Origin of the sequence: Pseudomonas sp. K2I15 (assembly GCF_002204795.1) — a bacterium.
Classification (GTDB): Bacteria; Pseudomonadota; Gammaproteobacteria; order Pseudomonadales; family Pseudomonadaceae; genus Aquipseudomonas.
This window is the reverse complement of the sequence record NZ_NIXO01000069.1, coordinates 1-25,507: the sequence shown is the minus strand read 5'-3', so window position 1 is coordinate 25,507 and position 25,507 is coordinate 1. Positions and strand designations below refer to the sequence as shown.

Here is a 25,507-nt window from a genome sequence, read left to right as displayed (position 1 = left end):
CTGCCCCATTCAGCCCGAGGCCGAACGCAGGTATTGAGGAGCGGGTAAACCGGCAGGACGCCGGTTTAGCCGCGACGGGCCAGGGACGGGCCGTCGCGGCGGCCCGCTTCGCGGTGCCGGAGTGAGGGCACGCCGAGCCACAGCGAGGCGCCGACAGGCGGGGCGGAGCGTTTTGCTTACTTTTGCGCTTTTCAAAAGTGAGCCGCTGTAAGAGCGGAACCCTAAGCGGCCGTTACCTAAATAACGGATATGCCCCCGACCAAACGCAAAAAAAACGGCCTCATCTGAAGGCCGTTTTTCATTACACCTCAACGCTTAGGTGCGCATCCCACGCCCACTCACCAGCAACCGCGCGCAACCCACATAAAGCACCACAGTCGCCACCAACATAAACGTGATCGCCACACTGATCTTGATATCCGAAACACCAAGAATCCCGTAGCGAAACGCGTTAACCATGTGCAACACAGGGTTAGCCAGCGACACCGTCTGCCAGAACGGCGGCAGCAAAGTGATCGAATAGAACACGCCACCCAGGTATGTCAGCGGCGTCAGCACAAACGTCGGAATAATCGAAATATCGTCAAAGTTGCGCGCAAACACCGCGTTGATGAAGCCCAGCAACGAAAAGATCGTCGCCGTCAGCACCACCACCAGCAAGGTGATCCCGAGGTGATGCACCTGCAAGTGGGTAAAGAACAGCGACAACAGCGTCACGATCACCCCAACCATCAACCCGCGCAGCACGCCACCCAGCGTATAGCCGATCAGAATCGTATGCGGCGACACCGGCGACACCATCAATTCCTCGATGGAACGCTGGAACTTGCTGCCAAAGAAACTCGACACCACGTTGCCGTAGGAGTTGGTGATCACCGACATCATGATCAGCCCCGGCACGATGTATTCCATATAGGTGAAACCACCCATATCACCGATCTGCCGACCAATCAGGTTGCCGAAGATGACAAAGTACAAAACCATGGTGATCGCCGGCGGCAGCAAAGTTTGCGGCCAGATCCGGGTGAAGCGCTTCACTTCGCGGTAGACGATGGTCTGCAGCGCGACGAGGTTGGGTTGCAGTTCCGAACTCATACCGCCACCTTCGCCAGATTTTTCTCCACCAAGGACACGAACAACTCCTCAAGGCGATTGGTTTTATTACGCAGGCTCAGCACTTCGATGTTCTGGGTGGCCAGTTGGCCGAACAACGCGGTGATGCCCACGGCTTTGTCTACCTGCACTTCCAGGGTGTGGCTGTCTACCAGGCGGTTCGGGTAGCCGATCAACTGGGGCGCCACCGTCATGTCGTTTTTCAGGTCGAGCAGGAAGGTCTCGACGTGCAACTGGCTCAGCAGCGAACGCATGCTGGTGTTTTCGACGATGGTGCCGTGGTCGATGATGCCGATGTTGCGGCACAGCTGTTCAGCCTCTTCCAGGTAGTGCGTGGTAAGGATGATGGTGATGCCTTTCTGGTTCAGTTCGGTGAGGAACGTCCACATCGAACGACGCAGCTCGATGTCCACGCCCGCCGTCGGTTCGTCGAGGATCAGCAGGCGCGGTTCGTGAACCAGGGCCCGGGCGATCATCAGGCGGCGCTTCATGCCGCCAGACAGCGAGCGTGAAGGCACGTCGCGCTTGTCCCACAGGCCCAGTTGGGTGAGGTATTGCTCGGCGCGTTCCTTGGCGATCTTCGGCGGGATGCCGTAGTAACCGGCCTGGGTCACGACGATGTCGAAGGTCTTTTCAAACTGGTTGAAGTTGAACTCCTGGGGCACCACGCCAATGCTGCGCTTGAGCGCCGCCGGGGATTTGTCCAAGTCGTGGCCAAAGATATTCACCGTGCCGCTGGTCTTGTTGACCAGGGTCGAGAGAATGCCGATGGTGGTGGATTTGCCGGCGCCGTTGGGGCCGAGCAAGGCGAAGAAATCACCTTCGGCGACGTCCAGATCGATACCACTCAGGGCCTGGAAACCGTTGCCGTAGGTTTTGGTTAGCTGCCGGATGGACAGAGCGGAACTCATATCGGATTACGCACCAAAGAAGAGGAATAGAATTGTTACATGAGGGCAGACCGCACGGAATACAACGGCTGCGCGTGACAAGCATGGTGCTTGTCCGCGCCGCACAAGTACAGTAACCCGTATTAATAGTGGGTATCAGGTCAACGCGGTCATGACCGATTTTTGATACGCCGGACGCTCGCGCAGGCGCTGGTACCAAGCCTCAAGGTTAGGCATCGACGGGCGTTCGATGGGCATTTCGAACCAGGCATAAATGAAGCTGCCCAAGGGGATATCGCCCATGCCGATCTCGTTGCCGGACAGGTAAGGTTGGGTAGCCAATGCCTGATCCACAGTCTGCAATACGTCGATGCAAGCTTGGCGCCCGACGTTGATGGAGTCCCAGTTCTGTTTTTCAGCAGGCGTTCGCAGCACGCCCCAGAACACCGTCTTGAACGGTTCGGCCAGGGTCGAGGTGGTCCAGTCCATCCACTTTTCGGCATTGGCACGGGCTTGCAGGTCGCTGGGGTACCAGTTCGAATCCGGCGCATGTTTTGCGGCCAGATAACGCACGATGGTGTTCGATTCCCACAACACAAAGTCGCCATCTTCAATCATCGGCACCCGGCCATTGGGGTTCAGCGCGCGGTATTGCGGCGTGTCGACCACACCAAAAGCCCCGCCCGCATCAATTGCCTCATAGTCCAGGCCGAGTTCCTCGGCGCACCACAGTGCCTTCCTGACATTTGACGAATTTTTACGACCCCAGATTTTCAGCATGACCGCCCCTATTTTGAAAAAGATGGTTGGATGAATGCCGGGGCAGCATACGCCGGATCACGTCCGGCTTATATCACTCTGCATATCGCCCAACAGGATAGGCATCTGCTCGCCAAACAGGTGCGGGTAACATTTCTGCAGGTGGGCGAAGAAGAATTCCTCAGGCACCTCGGCAAATTGCCCATGGTCCACCACGTACTCCATGGAGCGCTGGCCCTTGCGGTTGAAGGCGTGGAAAACACTGTCGTGGATGCCGTCGAAATCCAGCGGCGGCACATCGAACACTTCGCACAATTGCTGGTTGAACGCGGGCGTGGCTTTCACCCAGCGACCGTCCAGATACAGCTCGGTGTAGCCGTGCATGGCAAATACGTCACTTCTGAGCAGTTCGATCAGACGCGGCGTCGAGAGGTGGTTGCGCACGTCGGCCAGGCCGATGCGCGCCGGGATCCCGCAGTGCCTTGCGCACCCGGCCAACAGCGTTGCCTTGGGCACGCAATAACTCTCGCCGGCGGCCAATGCGAAACTGCCACTGAGGGTTTGCGGGTCGCGGCTGAAGGTGTAGGGGTTGTAGCGCACCGCCTCGCGCACGGCGTAGTAAAGACTGACTGCCTGGTCACGGGGTGCGGCACTCGAACCGCGATGTTTTTCGGCGAACTCCACCACCGCAGGGTGGTCACTATCGATGAAGCGGCCGGGATTCAAGTACGCATTCATGAGGTTAATCTCCGAGACAGGCCTGGAGTCTAACCACAGGCCTGTAGCAGGGATAACGACGATTCGGCCAAATGTCGGCGCCTTATGCCTGTGACCGAAAAGGACTGCCCGGCACACCACGTAACACCCTCGTCACCCCGCTTGTTCGGATGCCGACTAAGCTCTGAGGTGATTTCGCACCTGGTTTCACGGAGGATTGAATATGCTGTTGTTGTGGATACTGGTTCTGGTGGTGGGCATTGCCTACCTGGCCCACCGGCGCACCGCGCCCCTGCCCGCCATCGGTGTGGTTGCCGTCTACCTGTTGGCGATGGGCGCCTTCAGCCATGCACCAGGCTGGTTGCTGCTGATCTTCTGGGTGCTGATCGCCTTGGTGGCCGCCCCGCTGCTGCTGCCGGACCTGCGCCGCAAGTACTTCACCGCGCCGCTGTTCAACTGGTTCCAGAAAGTCCTGCCGCCGATGTCCGAGACCGAGCGCGACGCCATCGACGCCGGCACCGTATGGTGGGACGGCGAGCTGTTCAGCGGCCGCCCCGACTGGGACAAGTTGCTGGCCTACCCCAAGGCGCAACTGACCGAAGAAGAACAAGCCTTCATCGACGGCCCCACTGAAGAGCTGTGCGCCATGGTCACCGACTGGGAAATCGGCCAGGCCATGGACCTGCCGCCCGCCGCCTGGGAACACATCAAGCAGCATGGCTTTTTTGCCCTGATCATCCCCAAGGAGTTCGGCGGCAAGGGTTTCTCTGCCTACGCCCACTCCCAGGTCGCGATGAAGCTGGCGACCCGCAGCGGCGACCTCGCCTCCACGGTCATGGTCCCCAACTCCCTGGGCCCGGCCGAATTGCTGCTGCATTACGGCACCGATGAACAACGCAACCATTACCTGCCACGCCTGGCCCGTGGCGACGATATCCCGTGCTTTGCCCTGACCGGCCCGCTGGCAGGCTCCGATGCCGGCTCCATGCCCGACACCGGCGTGATCTGCAAAGGTGAATGGGAAGGCAAGGAAACCCTCGGCCTGCGCCTGAACTGGGAAAAACGCTACATCACCCTCGGCCCGGTAGCCACATTGCTCGGCCTGGCGTTCAAGGCCCATGACCCGGACCATCTGCTGGGCGACAAAGAAGACCTGGGCATCAGCCTCGCGCTGATTCCCACCGACACCCCGGGCGTTGAAATTGGCCGTCGTCACCTGCCACTGGGTGCCGCGTTCATGAACGGCCCCAACTCCGGCAAGGACGTGTTCATTCCCCTGGAATTCCTGATCGGTGGTCAGGAAATGCTCGGCAAGGGCTGGATGATGTTGATGAACTGCCTGTCCGTGGGCCGTTCGATTTCCCTGCCTGCCGTCGGCACGGGCGCGGCCAAATTCACCAGCCTGGTAACCGGCCAATATGCCCAGGTGCGCGAGCAGTTCAACGTACCGCTGTCGGCCTTTGAAGGTATCCAGGAAGCCCTGGCCCGCATCGGCGGCAACGCGTGGCTGATGGACAGCGCGCGGATGCTCACCGCCAACGCGGTCGACCTGGGGGAAAAACCCTCGGTACTGTCGGCGATCCTCAAGTACCACCTGACCGAACGCGGCCGCGAGTGCATCAGCCATGCGATGGATGTACACGGCGGCAAGGGCATCATCATGGGGCCCAACAACTACCTGGGCCGCAGCTGGCAAGGCGCGCCGATCTTCATCACCGTGGAGGGCGCGAATATCCTCTCGCGCAACCTGATGATCTTCGGCCAGGGTGCCATTCGCTGCCATCCGTTCGTACTCAAGGAAATGGCCCTGGCCGGCCGTGAAGACCATGACCAGGCACTGAAGGAATTCGACGGCCTGCTGCTGCAACACATCGGGTTTGCCGTGAGCAACGCTGCCAGCACCCTGGTGTTGAACCTTGGTTTTGGTCACTTCGAGAAGGCCCCGGGCAACAGCTTGAGCCAGGGCTACTTCCGGGCTCTCAACCGTCAGGCCGCTGCGTTTGCGATGCTGGCGGACCTGAGCATGATGCTGCTGGGCGGCGAGCTGAAACGTCGCGAACGCCTGTCGGCACGCCTCGGTGATGTGCTGAGCCACATGTACCTGGCATCGGCGGCGCTCAAGCGTTATCACGACCTGGACTCGCCAGACCACCTGCGTCCGCTGTTCGCCTGGGCCATGGAAGAAAGCCTTGGCCACTCCGAACGTGCGCTGGATGAACTGCTGACCAACTTCCCAAGCAGGGTGCTGGGCTGCCTGTTGCGAGTGATCGTGTTCCCGTTCGGCCGTCGCCATAAGGGCCCATCCGATGCGTTGGATGCTGAAGTGGCAGCGGTGATTGGTCGCGCCAAGGGCGACCCTGCCCTGGAAGCAGTGCTTGCCGGCTGCTATCGCCCGCAATCGGCCGAGGACCCGGTGGGTGCCCTGCAACATGCTTACGACCTGTTGGCCGATAGCCACCCGTTGCAGAAAAAACTCCACGAAGGCCTCAAGAGCGGCCAGGTCAAACCCACCGCAGGCGAACACGCCATCGACGCCGCGCTGCATGCCGGCGTGCTGCAACCGGCCGAAGCGCAAACCCTGCGTGACGCCGAAGCAGCGCGACGCAAGGTCATCGACGTGGATGATTTCAGCAAGGAAGAGCTGAGCCAGGCTGAGGGAAAAGTCCGCTAATCCCAGCGGTCATATAAAAACGGGCGCTTGAGCTATATACTCTCGCGCCCGTTTTGCTCTTGAGGACTTATCTCGTGTCCAATGTCGTTGCCGATCATCTCGTCTTGCTCGACCACCTGCGCAGCATCCTGGTTGCCGTCGGCGAAGCCGAACAGGTTCCCGAGGAAAGCCACCTCCTGTTCCTGGAGCGCTTCGATGAACTGCGCGCCCTGCTGCCGATCGACCCGATCGAAAGCCAGTACCTGGGCCAGGACATGATGAGCCAGGTCATCCTGCGCTACCCGCAAATTGCTCACCTGGTGCCGCGCGACCTGCTGTGGTTCTTCGGTGGCGACTGCCTGCACTTCATGCCCGACGACGAACTGGACCTGTACCAGGCCCTGGAAGAACGTCGCTTCGAAGCTGAACAGAACGACGAACCGTTCGACTGGAACCAGGAAAAGCAGTTGTTGGCCATGTCCAATGACCAGCCCAAGCACTGACACACGACCAACTGTAGGAGCGAGCTTGCTCGCGAAGAACTCAAAGGCACCGCGTGTATTCAGGATGCACGCGTTATCGTTAACGTCCATCGCGAGCAAGCTCGCTCCTACAGTTTCTTCAGTGTTGGCTCCCTCTCCATGCACTCCACCAGATAATCAATAAACACCCGCAGCTTCGGCGGCAGATACCGCGTTGGTGAATGCAGCAACCACGCATCCCCGTGGTACGACGCAATAAAATCCCACCCCGGCAATACCTGCACCACCTCCCCCGCTTCCAGCGCATGGCGCGCCGTGAAATACGGCAAGCTGCCGATGCCCACGTGCTGCAACACTGCATCCAGCCGCACCCCGGTGTGATTGGCCGCGTACCGCCCGCGCACGCCGACCGTCACCGCCTTGCTGCCTTGGCGAAACTTCCAGCGCGCATCCCCCGGCGTCTCGCCCAGGTAGATGCAACTGTGTTCCAGCAAATCATGGGGATGCTGCGGCGTACCGTGCTCGGCCAGGTACTGCGGCGTGGCGCAGACCAAGTGCTCGATGGGCAGCAGCTGTCGCCCCACCAACCCCGGCGGCGGGCTGTCGGTGATGCGGATGCTCAGGTCGACATTGTCATCAATCAGGTCCACGTGCCGGTCCTCAAGAATCAACTGCACATCAACCTTGGGATAACGCCGTAGAAACTCCGGCATATGGGGATGCACCACAAAACGCCCCACCGCCTTGGGTACGCTGACCCGCACCAACCCTTCGGCCTCGTGGGTGTATTGCCCGCTGATTTCCATCACCGAGCGCGCGGCACTGACCATTTCCTGGCAGCGCTTGAACACCTCTTCGCCGCCTTCGCTGAGGCGCAATTTGCGCGTGGTGCGTTGCAGCAGCCGAGTGGCCAGGGCCTTTTCCAGGCGCGAGATACTGCGGCTCACGGATGACGGCGATGCACCCAATTGCCGCGCGGCTTCGGAGAAGCTGCCGGTCTCAACCACCTTGACGAAAATCGCCATTTCGCCCAGCAGCGGTAAGGGAAAATTGATGCTCATGACGCACAAGTCCATTGATGTTTGAACGGATTATCACCCATTCGCGCACTTCTTATACTGCCCAATAGAAACCCTGATGCGGATGTAGATGATGACCCAGCGCCTGTTTTTTACCCATGACCACCTGAATGCGGAACTTGAAGTGCTGGGATGCACGCCTCACGAGAACCAATTTTCAGTGATCCTGCAGTCAACGATCTTCCATCCCCAAGGTGGCGGCCAGCCTTCCGACACCGGCTGGCTCGGGGGAAGCCAAGTGCTGAAGGTGGTGCAGGAAGGCGAGCATGTCGTGCATTACGTAGACCGCCCCGTGGCACCCGGCGCGATACAGGCACGCGTCGATGAAGAGCGTCGCACCCTGCACACGCGCCTGCATTCGGCCGGGCACCTGATCGGCAATGCCGGCGAGGCCCTGGGCTGGATGCCGATCAAGGCCCATCACTGGCCGGGCGAAGGCAAGATCACCTTTATTCGCGGCACTTCGGCTCAGGCCATGGACGCCGAGGCGATTCAACAGAAAGTTGATCAATGGATCGCGGCCAACCTGCCACGCCATATGGCACTGCAGGAAGGCACCCGGGAGGTAGGCTTTGGCAAGCTACCGGCCTATGCCTGCGGCGGCACGCATGTGCAGGCATTGGGGGACGTGGGCCAGGTGAAGATCCTGGCCCTCTCCGAGAAAAAGGGTGCCTTGTCGGTGCGCTACAGCTTGGACTGACTAAACCGCAATCGCCCCCGCCCTGCCCGGTTCCACCACGAATGACTTGAGGGTCGAGACGCTGGCATTCGGATCCCGGGGATCAGAAATCACCCGCAAGTGCGTCAGCATATTCTTCTCCTCAAGCGCCACCGACACATAGCCGCGCTGGCGGCTGTCGAAGAACTTCACATGGGGATTGAGCGGCAGGATCGCGCTGAAGGCGTCGAACGGCGGCCCGTCAGACGTCACCGACGTGCCGACAAACTCGGTCGCGACCACCGGCGAATCCAGATCCCCGCCATTGGCGTGCAGGTCGTTCACCCAGAACGAGTGAATATCACCGCCCCAGAACACCGGGTTATTCACCTTCCTGCGCGCAATGGATGCAAGCATGCGTTCGCGGTTAGCCATGTAACCATCCCAGCCATCGGTCCAGCGGCCAGGCTTGTGGTTGGTCAGGTCACGCTGCGTGAGCGGCGCGACCAACAGGTCCTGGGCGATCACGTTCCACTGCGCCCTGGACTCGGCGAAGCCCTGATCCAGCCACGCCTCCTGCTCCCAGCCAAGCATGGTGCGGCGCGGGTCGCGCAGGTCGGCGCAGGTATTGGCAGCGATGTGCCCCTTATGGCTACGGTTCGCCAGAATGCAGGGTTGCTCGGAACGATATTGGCGACCGTCCAGCACATGGAAACGTGCCAGTCGGCCGTAGTCCAAACGCCGATAGATGCGCATGTCCGGCCCTCGCGGCAAGCTGCTCGCCCGCAACGGCATATGCTCATAGAACGCCTGATACGCCGCCGCCCTCTGCTTGAGAAAGCTTGCCACCGGAATGTTCGGGTCCTGGGACCACTGATTGGCATAGTCGTTTTGCACTTCGTGATCATCCCAGGTCACCACGCTGGGCGCCGCAGCATGCAGTGCCTGCAAATCGGGATCGGTCTTGTACAGGGCGTAGCGGTTGCGGTAATCCACCAGACTCAGCGCATTGCCGCTGCCGTGGGGGCGAACGATCTTGCCGGAGTCGGCGGCGTAAGAACTGTCGTAGATGTAGTCGCCGAGGAAAAACACCAGGTCCGGCCGCTCGGCCGCCAAATGACGATAGGCACTGAAGTAGCCCCGTTCCCAATGCGAACAGGAGACAAAACCCAACTGTGCGCAGGCCATGGCGTGTACCGCCGGCGCCGTGCGCGACTGCCCCACCGGGCTTTGTGCGCCAAGGCCTTCAAACTGATACCAGTACGGTCGACCCGCCTCCAACCCGGCGACTTCCACATGCACTGAATGGGCAAAACGCTCGCTGGCGATTACCTCGCCCTGGCGCACGACACGCATCATCGCCGCATCGCTGGCCACCTTCCAACGCACAGACACCGCCCGGCTCAGTCCGCCGCGACCGTCTGCGGCATTAAACAGTGGCGCGAGGCGCGTCCAGATCACAAAACCATCCGGCAATGGATCGCCCGAAGCCACGCCCAGGGTGAAGGGATAGTCGATGCCCGCACTGCGGGCGAACGGGCTGAGGATCGAAAACGCAGTGGCAACCGCCAGCCCGCTCAGTACTCGACGGCGGTCGTGATTCACACTCATCAACCGCGCTCCTTCCAGTCATCCCGCACCTGCCCGAACACCAGCATGTCTTCATGCACCCCGTTCTTCAGAAACGCGCCGCGCATGCAGCCTTCGTAACGCAGGCCGATTTTCTGCATGACTCGCGCCGACTCCTTGTTGCGGCTGAAGCACTGGCTGCCGACCCGATGCAGCCCCAGTTCGGCAAAACCGAAGTCCATCACCCCGGTTGCTGCCTCAGCCGCATACCCCTGATTGCGACAGTGCGCCGCCACCCAACCGCCCAGATGGCCATAGTGATGGACCGAAGAAACCCTGAGGCTGACGATGCCGATCAGTTCATCCGTATCGTGCAAATGCATGCCCAGGCTCAACAGACCGGAGCGGTATTTTTCTTCCATCCCATCAATGAACGTCAGCGCCGTTTCCAGTGTGTAGGGCGACGGAATCGCCGCGGTGTTGTCGGCAATCAGCGGCCCGTTGGCGAGGGCGCAAAGCGTGTCGGCCTGGTCCTTTTGCAGGGGCTTCAACAGCAGGCGCGACGTGGATAAATGCGGCAGTGCAGTGCTCATGCAGGAGGACTCGCAAAATAAATTCTCCAAGAATGTACCCGCGCCATGTCAGTTTCATTACGTAGACAAATAGACCATGGAGTCGCCTGTAAGACCCGTCCTAGAGCCGTAAAAGCTTAAATTAAAGTTAACCATTCGGTCATTTTTGGTTGCTAGCGTGTCGCCCCTAATCAACGGCGGGGTAGCGGCATGAGAACTTGGGATGAACCCAAAAAGCGCAAGGCACACATCGAACTGATCCCGATGATCGACGTGATGATGTTCCTGTTGGTGTTTTTTGTACTGGTGAGTTTGAACGTGATTCCGGCCCTGGGCATGAAGACTCAGTTGCCGAGCGCCAGCAGTTCACAGCAGCTCAAGCCGCAGAATAAATTCATCCTGACCCTGGGTCTGGAAGGCCAGTTGCAACTCGATGGCAAGGACATGACCGTCGAGGCCTTGGTGCCCGCGCTCAAGGCCGCCGAGAAGCCTGACACCAAGTCGACGATCATCGTCAACAGCGACAAAGGCGTGGAAGTGTCGCGCCTGGTCGAGGTGATGGACACCCTGCGCGTGGGTGGCTTTACCTCTGTCTCCATCGCCACGAAAAAGTCCTGATCATGTATGCCTTGTTTCGTGCGCGTCGGCTGCTGGGCAGTGTCCCGGCCCTGATCGCCCTGGTGCTGATTGCACTGGGTATCCAGTCCCAACCCCTGAAAATCCAGCCGCAGTACGACGAATCGGCGGTTGAACTTGCCCTGGTCGAGCCCGAGCCCGAAGTGGTGCCTGAACCCGTGGTGGAGCAAGAGCCACCGCCGCCAGTGATTGAGGACGAAGAAGCCGAGCCGGCCCCACCGCCTCCGCCCCCCAAGCCTGTGCCCACGCCACTGCCAAAACCTGAGCCCAAGCCAAAACCCGTGCCCAAGCCAGTGGCCGCCAAGCCCACGCCAACGCCTGCGCCAGCCCCGGTCGCCGCCAAGCCTGTACAGGCCGCAGTCGCCCCGACGCCGGCACCCACCGCCCCACCCGCGCCACCGAAAGTCGATGGGCAGGCGCTGGAAGGCGGTTACCTCAAGGGCTTGCGCAACGAGTTGGACACGTACAAGCAGTACCCCACCGGGCGCCAGGCGTCCCTCGAACGCCCCAGTGGCGAGGTGGTGGTTTGGTTAATGGTGGACCGCCAAGGCCGCGTCCTCGACTCCGGGATCCAGACCCCGGGGCCGAGCATGCTGCTCAACCGGGCCGCCACCAACAGCCTGCGCCGTATCAAGCAGGTGAAACCGTTCCCCGAACAAGCCTTCGGTGGACGCAACGAGCAGCGCTTCACCGCCACCTTCAACTACAGCGTGCAATAAGCACCTAACACCGGGACGACACTGATGAGGTTCACGCGCATTCATCTGGCACTTGTTGCCGCGAGTATGGGCCATGGGATGGTTATGGCCGACACGAACGACAGTGACGTCGGCACCATTGGGGTACAGGGGAAGGCTACCGCAGGTGGCGGTTACATGGTGCAGGAAGAGAGCGCCAAGGGCCGCTCGACCATCACCAAGGAAGCACTGGATAAACAGACGGCCACCGGCAACGCGATCGACAAGCTCAAGTACACCCCGGGCCTGAACATCTCCAGCGAAGACAACACCGGCCTCTCGGGTTTCCGCTTCACCATGCGCGGGATGAACTCCGACCAGGTGGGCATGTCGGTGGACGGCATGCCGATCAACGACTCCGGCAACTACGCGCTGTACTCCAACCTGCTGGGCGACCCGGAAAACATCGACCAGATTTTCGTCACCCAAGGCTCCTCTGAAGCCGACGGCCCGCACATCGGTTCCAGCGGCGGCAACATCGGCATCGTGACCATTCGCCCCACCAAGGAAACCGGTGCGTTCGTCAAACAAGTGGTGGGCGGCAACGGCACCATGAAGACCTTCGCCCGCCTCAACACCGGCGAGGTCAACGGCCTGAGCAACTGGCTGTCGGCGTCCCACACCGAAGGCCAAATGTGGCGCGGCTCGGGTGCCGTGCGGGCGGACAAGGTGGAGTGGAACAGCTTCTTCGACGCCGGCAACGGCAACACCGCCAACCTGATCCTCAAGTACCACGAGCAGGACAACAACAGTTACAGCCAGTTGACCAAGTCGCAATTCCAGCAGTACGGCCGCAAGTACGACCCGTACCCGGCGACACCGGCGGTGGGCGCCAACGGCAAGGTCAGCAGCTACTACGACCTGGCGCAGAACCCGTTCCAGACCTTCACCGCTGTGCTCAACACGCAGTACAAACTGAGCGACAACCTGTCCCTTTCGGTGATCCCGTATTACTACTACGGCAACGGCAGCGGCGTGGGCTCCTCGGCCTATGCGCTGAACAGCAGTTCGAACAAGGGCGGCGTTTTCGACCTCGGCAACCTGCCGACACAGGCCCAATACAACGCCGACGGCTCCTCCACCACCGGCGTCTACTACCGCCCTTCGCGCACCCAAACCTGGCGCCCGGGCATCACCACCAAACTGAACTGGGACCTGGGCGACCACAGCCTGCAATTCGGCTACTGGTACGAACGCGCTCGCCAAAGCCAGACCCAACCGTTCATTGCCCTCAAGAACAACGGCAAACCGAGCGACACCTGGCCAGACGGCAACTCCGTGGTCGACGCCAACGGCAACACCGTACAGGGTCGCGACCGCTACACCGTAACCCCGGCGCAGAAAGTCTGGACCCAGGACACCTGGTACATCAATTCGGACTGGACGCTGATTGCTGGCATTGCCTACATGAATGTCGAGCGTGAGGGCACCAACCACGGCAGCCTCACCGAGCAACCGGGCAAGGCCAGCCAGACCTACAACAAATTGCTGCCCAACGCCGGCCTGAAATACCAGATCGACGAACGTGACCAACTGTTCTACAGCCTGTCGCGCAACATGCGAATTCCGCAGAACTACGTGCTGTACGACAAAGGCGTCGGCTCCCTCGACTCCAAACCGGAACTCAGCTGGAACCAGGAACTGGGCTGGCGCTACACCGGCGAAGACAGCACCCTCGCCGCTACCCTGTTCTACATGCAGTTCAAGAATCGCCAGCTCACCTCCAACGACAGCAACGGTGATTCTGCCGACATCAACGCCGGCACCGTCATCAACAAAGGCCTGGAGCTGGAGTGGAGCGGCAAGCTGCCGCACAACTTCAACTACTACACCTCCTACACCTACACCAGTTCCGAGCAGCAGGACGACCTGACGGTGTACAGCGCCGGCAAGCCGATCGTATTGCCTACCAGCGGCAAGCAGTTCGCCAACGTGCCCAAGAACATGCTGGCGGCCAACATCGGTTATGACGACGGCCGCTTCTACGGCACCTTCGGCGGCAAGTTCACCAGCAAACTCTATGGCGACCTGACCAACGACGAAGCCATCTCCGCCCGCACCGTTTTCAACCTCGGTGCCGGTATCTACCTGCCGGTGGACAAGAAAGTGGTCAAGGACGCAACCCTGCGCCTGAACGTCGACAACCTGTTCGACAAGAAGTACCTGGACGGCGTGTACACCACCAAGACCAACTCGGCGAGCTACAGCGGTTTCCGCGATGGCGACCCGGCCTACATCGTTGGCCTGGACCGTACCGTCACGGTTTCCCTGGAAGCGAATTTCTAACTGCGAGGCTCAGCATCATGGACATGGACCTGCTTCACCAAATCACCTTTTATGTGATGTACGCCGCGCTGGCGATTGCGATCTTCATCACCATCGAACGCGGCCTCTACTTCGCCTACGTGCGCCGCCAGGCCCGCGCACTGACTGAAGTGCTGGGCGCCAATGTGCACAGCGAGCGTGACCTGCCGGAAAGTTTGACCCGCCGCGATAGCCTGCCGTTGAGCATGGTGCTGCCGATCCTGGCGCAGAAGGCTTCCCATGGTTCGCGCAAAGACCTGGACGACGAAATCGAAACCCAGTACCTCAAGACCCGCGCGCCGCTGTCCCGCAGCCTGTGGATCATCGAGACCATCACCACGGCCGCGCCGCTGCTGGGCTTGCTGGGGACCATCCTCGGCATCATCGACACCTTCAAGGCATTGGCCACTGCCGGCGTGTCCGACCCGGGCCAGATTTCCGGTGGTATCGGTACGGCCTTGTTCGCCACCGGCTTGGGTATCGCCATTGCGCTGTTCTGCGTGGTGTTCCACAACTTCTTCCAGGACAGCCTGGAGCGCATCAATGACCAGCTGAAAATCCTGCTGATCCGCGCCGCAACCGGTGCTCGCGTACAGGGCGAAGTGCCGCACCTGGTGCCAACACCGCTGCACAGTCGTACTGCGTGAACTTTCAGGGCGGGCGCTTCATGCGCCCGCCCTTTCTTTTTGCCCGATGAGACGCCTATGTCCATATCGTTGAAGTTACGTATTGCCGGCCTCGCAGGCCTGCTCCTCAGTCCGCTTGCCCAGGCGGACTTTTCAATTCCGGGGTTTGAGTTGGTGCACACCGTGCCGGTGGACACGCAACTGGGAACGGCAGACCTGCGCCAGCCCGGTCCCGTATGGATCGAGCTGTTCGACGGCGCGAAAAGCCGCATCGATATCGGCCAGTTTTACGCGGCGGATCATCCTGGCTCGGTGATGGACAAGGTGATTGAACACCTGGAAGCCGCCGGCAAACGCGGCGTGAAGATTCGCTTCCTGCTGGAAGAAAAAGGCGTGCGGCTTTCGGAAGCTTCCACCCTGGACCGCCTGCGGGCGATCCCCAACCTGACCTTCCGTGTCCTGCCCTACGGCCAACTGAGCGGTGGGATTATCCACGCCAAATACATGGTGGTGGATGGCAAGCAGGCGTTTATCGGCAGCCAGAATTTCGACTGGCGCTCGCTGGAGCATATCCACGAAACCGGGTTGTTGATCAGTGATGCCAGCGTCGTCGCCCAGACCCAGGCGATTTTTGAGCAGGATTGGCAGGCTCAGGCAGCACTGACCGACAACAAGCCCGTCGCCCTGCCCGCCACGGGCGCTACGCCGGCGCGCACCGGCAACTACCTGGTGGCCAGCCCCCAGCGCTACAACCCACCAGGTGTCGGCGATTCCCAACTGGAACTGCCGCGCCTGCTCGGCGAGGCGAAAAAGGAAGTACGCGTGCAACTGCTGGACTACGCGCCACTGTCCTACGGACCCGACAGAACCCGGCCTTACTACGCGGTGATCGACAACGCGGTGCGTGCGGCGGCGGCGCGTGGGGTGTCGATCAAATTGATGGTGTCCAACTGGAATACCGAAGCGCTGGAATTGCCGTATCTGAAAAGCCTGGCGGTGCTGCCGAACATTGAGGTCAAGGTTGTCACACTGCCTGAGGCCAAACAGGGATTTATTCCTTATGCGCGAGTGATTCACAGCAAGACCATGGAGATTGACGGGCAAGTGGCGTGGGTGGGCACCAGCAACTGGCTGGGCGGTTATCTGGATAACTCGCGCAACCTGGAAGTGGTGATGCGCAGTGAAGCGATGGCCAAGCGCGTGAGGGACTTGCATGAACAGCTGTGGGATGGGCCGTATGCCAAAGCGCTGGAAGTGACGAGCGAGTACCCGCAGCCGCACCCGGGCAAACCTTGAACCGTTTCCCGCAAACAGCATGACTTTGCGGGCAATGTCACATTGCCAGATATCAATGTTGCACTTTTTTGCCCCTGCGTTGACCAACCTTGCGTAGTCGCCGATGAATACTCATGGATGGAGAACAGGGAATGAACAACACACGCAATGGACTCTGCGGTGCCGTGCTGGTTTTGGCGGCCGTTGGGCTTGCAGGCTGCGCCAATTCGATGACCACCACCGGTGAGCCCGGGGTGAAGATGGGCGACAGCTATGAGCAGGTGCTCGCCGTGGTGAGCCGCAACAATACGGTGACCAAGCAGGTCGATGGGAAGGGATTCCGGGCCGAGGGGTATTCGGCGATGTTCAAGGATTGCCGCTCCAAATATTTCATCTTCCAGGGCGCCGATGGCTTGCAGCAAGTGAGCTTTGAGCCGGCGCCGCAGTTGTCGGTCAGCCAGAACTGCCGCCCGTCATGAGGGCTTTACGGGTTGCCCCCGCCCTGTTCCTGGTACTGCTCAGCGGCTGTGGCCAGGTGTATAACGTCCGCTCCCTCAACACGGCCTATACGGCGCCGCCGTCCGCCGAGACTGCGCGCTTGCGCATTATCAGCGACGGCATGGTGCGCGCTGTGCCCGGGCGTGATTGCCTGGACTGGAATGTCCCGGGCGCGGGGGTGATGGTGTCAGCCAAATCCGGCTTCGCCGACCGCAATGGCGCAAGCCTGGGTATGCCAGGGCCGATTTATACCTGGGACGGTGCAGTGTCGTCCGAACTGGTGATTCCGGCGAACACGCCCATTGCCTTTCATTACCTTGGGTTACCGCAAGTTGGCCGGCAATGTTTCAACACCATGACCTTTATCCCCAAGCCCGGCATGGATTACATGGTGCGCGCGTCCCTGTCCCGCAGTTGCGCGTTCGAACTGGCTGAGCTGCCGAAGGGTGCTGAACGGTGGAACCCGATTGAACCGACGCCGGCGGGACGGCTGTCGATGTGCCACGCGATGGATAACTTCTAGCGGTCCAGGCGCAACGTGGGTTGAGGTGTTGCGCCACGGCCCACAAAAAACGCACAAACAAAAACGCCGATCATTGCTGATCGGCGTTTTCGTTAAATATGGAGCGGGAAACGAGACTCGAACTCGCGACCCCGACCTTGGCAAGGTCGTGCTCTACCAACTGAGCTATTCCCGCAAATGGCGTCCCCTAGGGGACTCGAACCCCTGTTACCGCCGTGAAAGGGCGGTGTCCTAGGCCACTAGACGAAGGGGACACGCTACTGAAACACATGGTGTGTGCTTCAGTGCCCAGAGGCCTCGTCCGAAGACTTGGTCCTGGTTTCACTCAGTGCCGCCCGAGAGCAACACTGCTTAAAAATTGGAGCGGGAAACGAGACTCGAACTCGCGACCCCGACCTTGGCAAGGTCGTGCTCTACCAACTGAGCTATTCCCGCATATGGCGTCCCCTAGGGGACTCGAACCCCTGTTACCGCCGTGAAAGGGCGGTGTCCTAGGCCACTAGACGAAGGGGACACACGTACAACATTCACTCCCTACCGCGTTTCGCTGTGTGCTTTACGCTGTAAGTGGCGCGCATTCTATGGATGGATTGGGAGGTCGTCAACCCCCAAGGATAAATTTATTTAAATCAATGACTTCGCCGTAGTTTACGGGGGTTGCAAGGGTTTCTCGCCGTCCAGGCTTTGACGCCTATATTCTGGCGTTCGACAAGACGCTATAGTTCGCCGCAGCAAATGATGGCAATGTGCATCTACGCAGGGACTGCCCAGCTATATAGAAGAAACTACTGAAGCAACTGGTCGCTCAGTCCTATCCGGCCAGCGCCCCAGTCACTACACTTCAACGCAAACCCTATAAAGAGGTCACACCGGTGACACCACTCATGATCACCCTGCTGGTAATAGCCGGGATCGTAATACTGATCGCCATTGGCTACATGAACCACGTGGTGGAAAACAATAAGCTGGAAAAGAACCGGACCCGGATCGAACTCAATGACCGGTTGCGTCGCTGCGGCGAAATCACCGAGACCTTCCCAGGCCAATTGATGACGCCGCGACTCAAGTTGCTGCTGACCCGCCTGGAGCTCAACGTTAACCAGCGCCTGTTGAGCCTCGACAAATCCAATACGTCGTTCAAGGCACGCATCACTGAACTCAACGCGCTGGTGTCCCAGGGCGAATCGATTCCGGTGAACAACCCGCCCAGCCCGATCCAGACCGAAGCCAAGGCCAAGGATGTGCGTTTCCTGCTGGAAGCGTTGCACGGCCAGGTGACACGCGCGGCCCAGGACGGTTTCCTGCCGACCAACGAAGCCAAGCACTGGATCAAGGAAATCCGCCATATCCTGGTGCTGCTGCACATCGAGTTCTTCAACAACCTGGGCCAGCACGCGCTGCAACAGGGCCAACCGGGCCAGGCCCGCCTGGCGTTCGAACGCGGCGCGCAGTACTTGCGCAAACAACCGGAGCCGGTGGTGTATAGCCAGCAGCTGCAATTGCTGGAGAAACAACTGGCGCGCGCCAACGCCATGGTGCTGACCAATAACCAGCCGGCTGAAGACGAGGTCAATGAATTGACCGAAGGCTTGAAAGTGGTCGATGCAGATGCGGAGTGGAAGAAGAAAGCCATCTACGACTGATCCCCTGCCAGTGTGCTGAGCGGGCAATCCCGCTCAGCACATGCCATCACTCTGCCCCTATCCCCCGCCCCACGAGTAGCGTAAAAAAGGCCCCCTCTCTCCGTTAACGAAAAGGGCTTTGCCATGCCTGTCGCGCTTATCGATGGACAACCACTGCACTACCTCGACCAGGGCACCGGCCCGGCCGTTCTCCTCGGTTCCAGCTACCTGTGGGACAGCCAGATGTGGGCGCCGCAGATCGAAGCCCTTTCGCAACAATACCGGGTGATCGTCCCCGAGCTGTGGGGCCACGGCGAGTCCGGCACATTGCCTGCAAACTCCGCATCCCTGGACGACCTCGCGCGCCAGCACCTGGCCCTGCTGGATCACTTGGACATTGCACAGGTCAACCTCGTGGGTTTGTCGGTCGGTGGCATGTGGGGCGCGCGCCTGGCGCTGCTGGCACCTGAGCGGGTCAACAGCCTGGTGCTGATGGACACGCACCTGGGTGCCGAGCCGGAAGCCACTCGCCAGTACTATTTTTCGCTGTTCAAGATGATTGAAGACGCCGGCGCCATTCCGGAGCCACTGCTGGATGTGGTCGCACCGATCTTCTTCCGCCCCGGCATCGACCGGGAATCGGCCTTGTACCAGGACTTTCGCAACGCACTGAAGGCCTTCCCCAAAGAGCGCCTGCTACAAAGCATCGTGCCCCTGGGCCGGATTATCTTCAGCCGCGCTGATGTGCTGGAACAGCTGACGCGCCTCGACGCCGACACCACCTTGGTGATGTGTGGTGAGCAAGACAAGCCACGCCCACCAGCTGAATCAGAAGAAATGGCGACCTTGATCGGCTGCGCGCTAACGTTGATTCCAGACGCCGGGCATATCTCCAGCCGGGAAAACCCCGACTTCGTCAATGAAGCGCTGTTGACCTTCCTGGCCAACAACGCTTGACCGCCCGGCCCTTTGATCACCGCCTGCGTGGGGTGATCAAAGGCGGAAGTGCCCGACCATCCCCTTAAGCTCCGTACCCAACTGCGCCAGCTCAATGCTCGACGCGGCGTTGCCCTGCATACTCAACGCCGATTGATCGGCACTCGCGCGGATGCTGGTGACACTGCGATTGATTTCCTCGGCCACCGAGCTTTGCTCTTCGGCCGCCGCGGCAATCTGCTGGTTCATTTGCTGAATCAACGACACCGCCGCCGCAATGCTGCCCAGGGCGCTTTCAGTTTCCAGGGCATCACTGACCGCCAGCTTCACCAACTCGCCACTTTGTTTGATCTGCTGCACCGAAGACTGCGCAGCGCTGCGCAAGGTGCTGACCAGCCGCTCGATTTCCTCGGTCGATTGCTGGGTACGCTTGGCCAGCGCCCGAACCTCATCGGCCACCACCGCAAAACCACGGCCCTGCTCGCCTGCCCGCGCAGCCTCGATGGCCGCATTCAAGGCAAGTAAGTTGGTTTGTTCGGCCACGCTTTTGATCACCCCGAGTACGGTGCCGATATTCTGGATTTCCGCACTCAGGCTTTCGATACTGGTACTGGCAGACGTGGCGGAACTGGCCAGCAACTCGATACGCTGCAAGCTCTGGCGCACCACCTGCTGGCCGCTGTCGACCTTGTCATCCGCCGTCTGCGCAGCCTGAGCCGCTTGCTCAGCGTTGCGCGCCACATCGTGCACGGTGGCGGTCATCTGGTTCATCGCCGTGGCGACCTGCTCGGTCTCTTCCTTCTGGCTGCTGACCTCGACGTTGGTCTGCTCGGTCACGCTGGACAGCGAATGGGCCGAGCTGGCCAGTTGCTCGATACCCGCCTGCAACCCGCTGACCATGCTGCTCAGGCCGCTGCTCATCTGCTGCATCGCGAGCATCAACTGGCCCATCTCGTCCCGGCGGCTGACGTCCATGCGGCCACTGAGATCACCGGCCGCAATCTGCTGGGCCACTGCAATCACGCTGCGCAGCGGGGCGACGATCAACCGGGTAATAATCCACGCGGCAATCAGCCCGACCAGCAAGGCCAAGGCTGAAGAGCCAATGATCAGCAATGCACTTTTCTTCAACTGCGCCTGCATCGACAGGTCTTCTGCGTCGTAAGCCTGATTGACCCGGGTAACCACCTCGGCAGCCCGCTCGTGCAACTGCTTGTAGACGACCTTTTCCTGGGCCAGCAGGCCGGTGTACTCGCCGAGTTTTTCGCTGAAGGCGGCGATGTGCCCGGACACTTCGTTAAGCACGGTTTGATAGCCGGGATCCTTGACCGTGGTTTTCAGCTGTTCGACCTGGGCCAGGGCCTGGTCGGCCTGCTCGATCTTGCCTTGTTCGGCGTTCTCGTCATCGCCCTTGCGGCTCTGATCCAGGCGCACGTGCGCTTCGTTCATGGCCTGCAACATCAGACGCGAGACCTGGCTGACCTGCCCCGCCTGCTCGATAAATTCGGCGCCTTCCTTGCCTTGGCTTTCCTTGAGGCCATAGGCGCCGTCGTCCGCCAGCCCGGCCTGCAATACGTCAAGGTTGTTGGCAACACTGGAGACCGACCAACTGGCCATTTCCAGTGCCAGGTCTTTGGTCTGGGTCAGTTCGACAAACTCGTCGAATGCCTTGCGATAAGCCGCCAGCGCCTGCTCGACGTCGGTCATCACCGGGACATTGGCGGGCGACTGGGCCTTGAGAGTCGCAGCCTGGGCGGCCAATGCGTCGACGCTTTCGTGCAAGGCGTCCACCGATTTGGGGTCGGCATGCAACGCGTAGTCCTGCTCGATCAAGCGCACCTTGAGCAAGCCGCTGTTGAGCGCCGACATGGCTTTAAGGCCTTCGAAGCGCTGGCCAACAGTTTGCAGCGACCACACGCCAATTGCGGCCACCAGCGCCGTCAACAGCAGCACCAAGGCAAAGCCCAAGCCCAGTTTCTTTGCCATACCGAGGTTGGCAAAACGTCGTTGCACGGCAGAAATCATTGCACTTGAGTCCTCTTGCAATGGCGAATGCCATCAAGCCTGGTTTCGATTCAGCGAGATTCGCAACCCCGGGGCACTGAACACAAGAGTTTGGCGCCACAATAATGGCAAAAAGCTACATCCTCGTCGTTTTCAGAATGGTAGAGGTCGATCCTGCCGGGCCCATGGCCTTGAACAGCGCGAGGGCACGCTGATCAGCAGCATAGGCTACGTTGATGCGCAGCCAGTCGCTGTGTTCGCCCGTCGGGCTGAAAAGCGCCCCCGGTGACAGCAACACCCCCAGCCGGCGAGCCCGTGCCTGCAACATCGAACGGTCACCCACACCAGGGCGCGCCCACACAAACATGCCACCCGCCGGTACCGCAAACACCTCCCACTCCTCGTCTTCCAGCACCTGTAGGGTCATGGCCATTTCCGTGCTCAAGCGCCGGCGCAGGCGTTGCACCCATTTGCGGTAGGTGCCATTGGCCAGCAACGTGGCCACCACCGCCTCGGCAAACCGCGAGGTGCCGATGCCGGTCAAGGTCTTGACCCTGGCCAACTGCGCGATGATCGCCCCGCTGGCCGTGAGGTACCCCACGCGCAGGGCGCTGCTGAGGGTCTTGGAAAAACTCGAGATGTAGATCACCCGGTCTTCGTGGGGCAACGCCGACAGCCGGGTGCAGGTGGCATGTTGCAGATCCCCATAGACGTCTTCCTCGACGATAAAGAAGTCCTGGGAATGAGCCAATTGCAACAAACGCTCGGCCACCGCCAGGGACAGGCTGGTGCCGGTGGGGTTGTGATACAGGCTGTTGATGAACACGCACTTGGGCCGATGCCCGCGCAGCAGCGCCTCCAGTGCTGGCATGTCCGGGCCGCCACGCGTTCGGGGCACTTCCAGCAGTTTGATCCCGTGAAACGCCAGCAGGCGGTACAGGTTTCCGTACCCCGGGCTTTCCACCACCACGGTGTCGCCGGCTTTGAGCAGCGTGCGGATCAGCAGGTCCTGGGCATGACTCGCGCCCTGGGTGGTGAGGATATGGTCGACACGGGTCGCCACGTGGAGGTGGGTCAGGCGCTTGAGCAACTGTTCGCGCAGGGCCGGCAGCCCCAGCGGGGTGCTGTAATTGAAGACTGCGGCGGTATCGGTGCGGGTGACTTCGCGAATCGCGTAGCTGATGTCATCACTCTCGCGCCAGGTGTCCGGCAGCCAGCCGCAGCCGAGTTTCAGTTCACCCAGTTGATTATCGATGAAGGCACCCCACCCCGACTCGGCGCCCTCATACCATTGGTTTTCGCTACCCAGGCCGCGCTCGGCCGGTGGTTGGGCCACAAAGAAACCCGCGCCTTGCCTTGAGGCCAGCACGCCTTGGGCGACCATCCGTTCGAACGCCTCGATGACGCTGGACTGGCTGAGCAGGTTTTCGTGGGCCAGTTGCCGAACCGAGGGCAACCGCGTCCCGGGGCTGGCCCCGCTCTCGCGAATCCAGGCGGCCAACGCGCTGACGATTTGCTGTACTACCGGTACAAGGGCTTGTCGATCGATCCCTAAATCCATGAGCCACTCACTTAAACTGTTGTCATTTAACCCAAACCAGTTAAGCACAGAAGCCCGACGACAGCCGCGACCAAGATTTATTAAATCATTGATTTAATTGAATTATTTACCTACTGATACACATTCGACCAAGGCATCTGGCCACCTGCGGAAAAGCCTCACAGCGCCTCCAATGCTTTTCTGAACGGGATCAGCATCAGTTCCTAAATGGCGGTGGCACCACCGTCCACCGCCAAGGCCTGGCCGGTGGTAAAGGCGGCACCGTCACTGCACAGATAAAGCACCGCGCTGGCGATTTCCTCGACCTTGCCGATACGCCCGACCGGGTGCATCGCTGCGGCAAATTCGGCTTTGCGCGGGTCGGCTTCATAGGCACGGCGGAACATATCGGTGTCGATCACCGCCGGGCATACCGCGTTGACGCGGATTTTCTTTTTCGCGTATTCGATCGCCGCCGACTTGGTCAGGCCGATCACCGCATGCTTGGACGCGGCATAGATGCTCATCTTCGGCGCCGCCCCAAGACCTGCCACCGAGGCCGTGTTGACGATCGCACCACCGCCCTGGGCCAGCAGCAACGGCAATTGATACTTCATGCACAACCACACGCCCTTGACGTTGACGCCCATGATTGCGTCGAACTCATCCAGGCTGCCGTCGGCCAACTTGCCCTTTTCGATCTCGATCCCGGCGTTGTTGAAGGCATAGTCCAGGCGGCCATAGGTGGCCACGGTCTGCTGCATCAACTGCTGTACGTCCGCTTCGAGGGTGACATTGCAGCGCACGAACACCGCTTCGCCACCGGCCTGATGAATCAGCGCCACGGTGCCCTCACCGCCTGCCACGTCCAGGTCGGCGACGACGACTTTCAAGCCTTCAGCGGCGAACGCCAGCGCGGTGGCGCGGCCAATGCCGGCGGCCGCGCCGGTCACCAGGGCGACCTGGCCGGAAAATGTCATGCTCATGGTGATGTCCTTTGATGGGGAGGCTGGATGACCCAGTCTAGCCAGAGCAGCCATGGGCGCGTCAGCACTATCAAAAGCCCCGTTGGCGAACCATGAGCCGCAGTGATAACTCCACCTGACTCATTATCATCACAGTGGATCGACGGGCATTCGCAGGTGCCGCGCACCTTGCCGGTGCGGCCCGAAGGGTCTATCACTCAAGGTCCACTTCTCAAGAGTCCCTGCCATGACTGCCCAGACCAACCGCCAATTCCTGCTCGCCAAACGCCCGGTCGGTGCGGCCACGCGGGACACCTTCACCTACCAGGAAGTACCGGTGGGCACGCCTCAGGATGGGCAGGTGCTGGTGCACAACGAATACCTGTCCCTGGACCCGGCCATGCGTGGCTGGATGAACGAGGGCAAATCCTACATTCCGCCAGTGGGTATCGGCGAAGTGATGCGCGCCTTGGGCGTAGGCAAGGTCATCGCGTCGAACAACCCGAAATTTGCCGTGGGGGATTACGTCAACGGCGCCTTGGGCGTGCAGGATTACTTCCTCGGCGAGCCGCGAGGTTTCTATAAGGTCGATCCGAAACTGGCACCGTTACCGCGATATTTGTCAGCGTTGGGGATGACCGGCATGACCGCCTATTTCGCCCTGCTCGACACCGGCGCACCCAAGGCCGGAGAAACCGTGGTGATTTCCGGCGCAGCCGGTGCGGTGGGCAGCATTGCCGGGCAGATTGCCAAGATCAAAGGCTGCCGCGTGGTCGGCATTGCCGGTGGCGCCGACAAATGCAAATTCCTGGTGGATGAGTTGGGTTTTGATGCGGCCATCGACTACAAGAACGAAGACGTGCACGCAGGCCTCAAGCGCGAGTGCCCAAAAGGTGTGGACGTGTATTTCGATAACGTTGGCGGTGACATTCTCGATGCGGTGCTCAGCCGCCTGGCGTTGAAAGCGCGAGTGGTGATTTGCGGTGCCATCAGCCAGTACAACAACAAGGAAGCCGTCAAAGGGCCAGCCAACTACCTGTCATTGCTGGTCAATCGTGCGCGAATGGAAGGGTTTGTGGTGATGGACCACGCGGCGAACTTTGCCGCTGCCGGGCAGGAGATGGCGGGTTGGATGGCTCAGGGCAAGCTCAAGAGCAAGGAAGATATCGTTGAAGGCCTGGAGACGTTCCCGGAAACGTTGATGAAACTGTTCATCGGCGAGAACTTTGGGAAGTTGGTGTTGAAGGTTAGCTGACACACCGCAGATCCAAATGTGGGAGCGGGCTTGCTCGCGAATGCGGTGTGACAGTCAATGCATAAGGTGACTGATCTACCGCATTCGCGAGCAAGCC

23 protein-coding genes, 4 tRNA genes and 1 pseudogene are annotated in these 25,507 nt (G+C 60.4%); 13 read left to right on the top strand and 15 right to left on the bottom strand.

Annotated features, from left to right (window positions below; genetic code table 11):
• Positions 1-315: 315 nt before the first annotated feature.
• The 4 genes from CEC48_RS27360 to CEC48_RS27345 form a co-directional block, all read right to left on the bottom strand.
• Complete coding sequence (locus CEC48_RS27360; protein ID WP_003217229.1) at positions 316-1,095, bottom strand: ABC transporter permease; 780 nt, start codon at positions 1,093-1,095, stop codon at positions 316-318.
• Complete coding sequence (locus CEC48_RS27355; RefSeq protein ID WP_076015272.1) at positions 1,092-2,024, bottom strand: ABC transporter ATP-binding protein; 933 nt, start codon at positions 2,022-2,024, stop codon at positions 1,092-1,094. The genes CEC48_RS27360 and CEC48_RS27355 overlap by 4 nt, the downstream gene beginning before the upstream one ends.
• A 135-nt stretch (positions 2,025-2,159) precedes the next feature.
• Positions 2,160-2,783, bottom strand: coding sequence for a glutathione S-transferase family protein (locus tag CEC48_RS27350; protein WP_088426560.1), 624 nt, complete (start codon positions 2,781-2,783; stop codon positions 2,160-2,162).
• Positions 2,784-2,840: 57 nt separating this feature from the next.
• Complete coding sequence (locus tag CEC48_RS27345; protein ID WP_088426559.1) at positions 2,841-3,500, bottom strand: transglutaminase family protein; 660 nt, start codon at positions 3,498-3,500, stop codon at positions 2,841-2,843.
• A 202-nt stretch (positions 3,501-3,702) separates the two neighbouring features.
• Between CEC48_RS27345 and CEC48_RS27340 the strand changes: the two genes are divergently transcribed.
• Positions 3,703-6,150, top strand: coding sequence for an acyl-CoA dehydrogenase (locus CEC48_RS27340; RefSeq protein ID WP_088426558.1), 2,448 nt, complete (start codon positions 3,703-3,705; stop codon positions 6,148-6,150).
• Between the two features lie 74 nt (positions 6,151-6,224).
• Positions 6,225-6,632, top strand: coding sequence for a PA2817 family protein (locus CEC48_RS27335; protein ID WP_003217220.1), 408 nt, complete (start codon positions 6,225-6,227; stop codon positions 6,630-6,632).
• Positions 6,633-6,739: 107 nt separating this feature from the next.
• Here the strand turns inward: CEC48_RS27335 and CEC48_RS27325 are convergent, their stop codons facing one another.
• Positions 6,740-7,672 (bottom strand): LysR family transcriptional regulator, encoded by a 933-nt coding sequence (locus CEC48_RS27325; RefSeq protein WP_088426556.1) that lies wholly within the window; start codon positions 7,670-7,672, stop codon positions 6,740-6,742.
• A gap of 91 nt (positions 7,673-7,763) precedes the next feature.
• On the opposite strand from CEC48_RS27325, the gene CEC48_RS27320 reads away from it, so the two are divergent.
• Positions 7,764-8,390: a hypothetical protein gene (locus CEC48_RS27320; RefSeq protein ID WP_088426555.1), complete on the top strand. Its 627-nt coding sequence runs from the start codon at positions 7,764-7,766 to the stop codon at positions 8,388-8,390.
• On the opposite strand, the gene CEC48_RS27315 is transcribed toward CEC48_RS27320, so the two are convergent.
• Together CEC48_RS27315 and CEC48_RS27310 are read right to left on the bottom strand one after the other, a co-directional pair.
• Positions 8,391-9,959, bottom strand: a complete 1,569-nt coding sequence (locus CEC48_RS27315) for an alkaline phosphatase (RefSeq protein ID WP_088426554.1) — start codon at positions 9,957-9,959, stop codon at positions 8,391-8,393.
• Entirely contained in the window at positions 9,959-10,510 is a 552-nt protein-coding gene (locus tag CEC48_RS27310) for a GNAT family N-acetyltransferase (RefSeq protein ID WP_088426553.1), read from the bottom strand. Before CEC48_RS27310 ends, CEC48_RS27315 begins: the two co-directional genes overlap by 1 nt.
• Before the next feature lie 189 nt (positions 10,511-10,699).
• Between CEC48_RS27310 and CEC48_RS27305 the strand changes: the two genes are divergently transcribed.
• From CEC48_RS27305 to CEC48_RS27275, 7 genes are all read left to right on the top strand, one after another.
• Positions 10,700-11,107 (top strand): biopolymer transporter ExbD, encoded by a 408-nt coding sequence (locus CEC48_RS27305; protein WP_088426552.1) that lies wholly within the window; start codon positions 10,700-10,702, stop codon positions 11,105-11,107.
• A 2-nt stretch (positions 11,108-11,109) separates the two neighbouring features.
• Positions 11,110-11,844 carry an energy transducer TonB gene (locus CEC48_RS27300; protein ID WP_088426551.1) on the top strand — a complete coding sequence of 245 codons (735 nt, stop codon included), beginning with the start codon at positions 11,110-11,112 and terminating at the stop codon, positions 11,842-11,844.
• A 24-nt stretch (positions 11,845-11,868) separates the two neighbouring features.
• Positions 11,869-14,148, top strand: a complete 2,280-nt coding sequence (locus tag CEC48_RS27295; RefSeq protein WP_088426550.1) for a TonB-dependent receptor — start codon at positions 11,869-11,871, stop codon at positions 14,146-14,148.
• Between the two features lie 17 nt (positions 14,149-14,165).
• Entirely contained in the window at positions 14,166-14,813 is a 648-nt protein-coding gene (locus CEC48_RS27290; protein ID WP_088426549.1) for a MotA/TolQ/ExbB proton channel family protein, read from the top strand.
• 57 nt (positions 14,814-14,870) lie between these two features.
• A complete protein-coding gene (locus tag CEC48_RS27285; RefSeq protein WP_088426548.1) occupies positions 14,871-16,088 on the top strand; it encodes a phospholipase D-like domain-containing protein in 1,218 nt (405 codons plus the stop codon).
• Positions 16,089-16,219: 131 nt separating this feature from the next.
• A complete protein-coding gene (locus tag CEC48_RS27280) occupies positions 16,220-16,546 on the top strand; it encodes a hypothetical protein (RefSeq protein WP_088426547.1) in 327 nt (108 codons plus the stop codon).
• The gene (locus CEC48_RS27275) at positions 16,543-17,088 is read left to right on the top strand and encodes a hypothetical protein (protein ID WP_088426546.1); all 546 of its coding nucleotides are present in this window, start codon (positions 16,543-16,545) and stop codon (positions 17,086-17,088) included. Before CEC48_RS27280 ends, CEC48_RS27275 begins: the two co-directional genes overlap by 4 nt.
• Before the next feature lie 99 nt (positions 17,089-17,187).
• Here the strand turns inward: CEC48_RS27275 and CEC48_RS27270 are convergent.
• The 4 genes from CEC48_RS27270 to CEC48_RS27255 all read right to left on the bottom strand — a co-directional run bounded on the left by CEC48_RS27270 (position 17,188) and on the right by CEC48_RS27255 (position 17,602).
• Positions 17,188-17,263 (bottom strand) — tRNA-Gly (locus tag CEC48_RS27270).
• A gap of 3 nt (positions 17,264-17,266) precedes the next feature.
• Positions 17,267-17,342: transfer RNA gene (locus CEC48_RS27265), tRNA-Glu, on the bottom strand.
• 105 nt (positions 17,343-17,447) lie between these two features.
• Positions 17,448-17,523, bottom strand: a tRNA-Gly gene (locus tag CEC48_RS27260).
• 3 nt (positions 17,524-17,526) lie between these two features.
• Positions 17,527-17,602: transfer RNA gene (locus tag CEC48_RS27255), tRNA-Glu, on the bottom strand.
• A 370-nt stretch (positions 17,603-17,972) separates the two neighbouring features.
• On the opposite strand from CEC48_RS27255, the gene CEC48_RS27250 reads away from it, so the two are divergent.
• The gene (locus CEC48_RS27250) at positions 17,973-18,731 is read left to right on the top strand and encodes a hypothetical protein (protein WP_088426545.1); all 759 of its coding nucleotides are present in this window, start codon (positions 17,973-17,975) and stop codon (positions 18,729-18,731) included.
• A 123-nt stretch (positions 18,732-18,854) separates the two neighbouring features.
• Entirely contained in the window at positions 18,855-19,667 is an 813-nt protein-coding gene (locus CEC48_RS27245; protein ID WP_088426544.1) for an alpha/beta fold hydrolase, read from the top strand.
• A 36-nt stretch (positions 19,668-19,703) separates the two neighbouring features.
• Here the strand turns inward: CEC48_RS27245 and CEC48_RS32315 are convergent, their stop codons facing one another.
• From CEC48_RS32315 to CEC48_RS27230, 4 genes and pseudogenes are all read right to left on the bottom strand, one after another.
• Positions 19,704-20,546, bottom strand: a complete 843-nt coding sequence (locus CEC48_RS32315; RefSeq protein WP_371917787.1) for a methyl-accepting chemotaxis protein — start codon at positions 20,544-20,546, stop codon at positions 19,704-19,706.
• An 18-nt stretch (positions 20,547-20,564) separates the two neighbouring features.
• Positions 20,565-21,632, bottom strand: a pseudogene (locus tag CEC48_RS32310) (HAMP domain-containing protein); the annotation flags it as partial.
• A 154-nt stretch (positions 21,633-21,786) separates the two neighbouring features.
• Positions 21,787-23,211 (bottom strand): PLP-dependent aminotransferase family protein, encoded by a 1,425-nt coding sequence (locus tag CEC48_RS27235; RefSeq protein ID WP_088426542.1) that lies wholly within the window; start codon positions 23,209-23,211, stop codon positions 21,787-21,789.
• Positions 23,212-23,414: 203 nt separating this feature from the next.
• Positions 23,415-24,176, bottom strand: coding sequence for an SDR family oxidoreductase (locus CEC48_RS27230; RefSeq protein ID WP_003217185.1), 762 nt, complete (start codon positions 24,174-24,176; stop codon positions 23,415-23,417).
• Positions 24,177-24,402: 226 nt separating this feature from the next.
• On the opposite strand from CEC48_RS27230, the gene CEC48_RS27225 reads away from it, so the two are divergent.
• A complete protein-coding gene (locus CEC48_RS27225; protein ID WP_088426541.1) occupies positions 24,403-25,410 on the top strand; it encodes an NADP-dependent oxidoreductase in 1,008 nt (335 codons plus the stop codon).
• The last annotated feature ends 97 nt before the right edge of the window (positions 25,411-25,507 follow it).

Excerpts from the sequence above, each read along its gene's own strand:
- CEC48_RS27345 (WP_088426559.1), bottom strand. The coding sequence starts at position 3,500 with ATGAATGCGTACTTGAATCCCGGCCGCTTCATCGATAGTGACCACCCT.
- CEC48_RS27280 (WP_088426547.1), top strand. The coding sequence starts at position 16,220 with ATGAACAACACACGCAATGGACTCTGCGGTGCCGTGCTGGTTTTGGCG.
- CEC48_RS27340 (WP_088426558.1), top strand. The coding sequence starts at position 3,703 with ATGCTGTTGTTGTGGATACTGGTTCTGGTGGTGGGCATTGCCTACCTG.
- CEC48_RS27300 (WP_088426551.1), top strand. The coding sequence starts at position 11,110 with ATGTATGCCTTGTTTCGTGCGCGTCGGCTGCTGGGCAGTGTCCCGGCC.
- CEC48_RS27275 (WP_088426546.1), top strand. The coding sequence starts at position 16,543 with ATGAGGGCTTTACGGGTTGCCCCCGCCCTGTTCCTGGTACTGCTCAGC.
- CEC48_RS27235 (WP_088426542.1), bottom strand. The coding sequence starts at position 23,211 with ATGGATTTAGGGATCGATCGACAAGCCCTTGTACCGGTAGTACAGCAA.
- CEC48_RS27305 (WP_088426552.1), top strand. The coding sequence starts at position 10,700 with ATGAGAACTTGGGATGAACCCAAAAAGCGCAAGGCACACATCGAACTG.
- CEC48_RS27325 (WP_088426556.1), bottom strand. The coding sequence starts at position 7,672 with ATGAGCATCAATTTTCCCTTACCGCTGCTGGGCGAAATGGCGATTTTC.
- CEC48_RS27315 (WP_088426554.1), bottom strand. The coding sequence starts at position 9,959 with ATGAGTGTGAATCACGACCGCCGTCGAGTACTGAGCGGGCTGGCGGTT.
- CEC48_RS27225 (WP_088426541.1), top strand. The coding sequence starts at position 24,403 with ATGACTGCCCAGACCAACCGCCAATTCCTGCTCGCCAAACGCCCGGTC.
- CEC48_RS27290 (WP_088426549.1), top strand. The coding sequence starts at position 14,166 with ATGGACATGGACCTGCTTCACCAAATCACCTTTTATGTGATGTACGCC.
- CEC48_RS27285 (WP_088426548.1), top strand. The coding sequence starts at position 14,871 with ATGTCCATATCGTTGAAGTTACGTATTGCCGGCCTCGCAGGCCTGCTC.
- CEC48_RS27250 (WP_088426545.1), top strand. The coding sequence starts at position 17,973 with ATGATCACCCTGCTGGTAATAGCCGGGATCGTAATACTGATCGCCATT.
- CEC48_RS27360 (WP_003217229.1), bottom strand. The coding sequence starts at position 1,095 with ATGAGTTCGGAACTGCAACCCAACCTCGTCGCGCTGCAGACCATCGTC.
- CEC48_RS27295 (WP_088426550.1), top strand. The coding sequence starts at position 11,869 with ATGAGGTTCACGCGCATTCATCTGGCACTTGTTGCCGCGAGTATGGGC.
- CEC48_RS27355 (WP_076015272.1), bottom strand. The coding sequence starts at position 2,024 with ATGAGTTCCGCTCTGTCCATCCGGCAGCTAACCAAAACCTACGGCAAC.
- CEC48_RS27245 (WP_088426544.1), top strand. The coding sequence starts at position 18,855 with ATGCCTGTCGCGCTTATCGATGGACAACCACTGCACTACCTCGACCAG.
- CEC48_RS27320 (WP_088426555.1), top strand. The coding sequence starts at position 7,764 with ATGACCCAGCGCCTGTTTTTTACCCATGACCACCTGAATGCGGAACTT.
- CEC48_RS27230 (WP_003217185.1), bottom strand. The coding sequence starts at position 24,176 with ATGAGCATGACATTTTCCGGCCAGGTCGCCCTGGTGACCGGCGCGGCC.
- CEC48_RS32315 (WP_371917787.1), bottom strand. The coding sequence starts at position 20,546 with ATGGTCAGCGGGTTGCAGGCGGGTATCGAGCAACTGGCCAGCTCGGCC.
- CEC48_RS27310 (WP_088426553.1), bottom strand. The coding sequence starts at position 10,510 with ATGAGCACTGCACTGCCGCATTTATCCACGTCGCGCCTGCTGTTGAAG.
- CEC48_RS27350 (WP_088426560.1), bottom strand. The coding sequence starts at position 2,783 with ATGCTGAAAATCTGGGGTCGTAAAAATTCGTCAAATGTCAGGAAGGCA.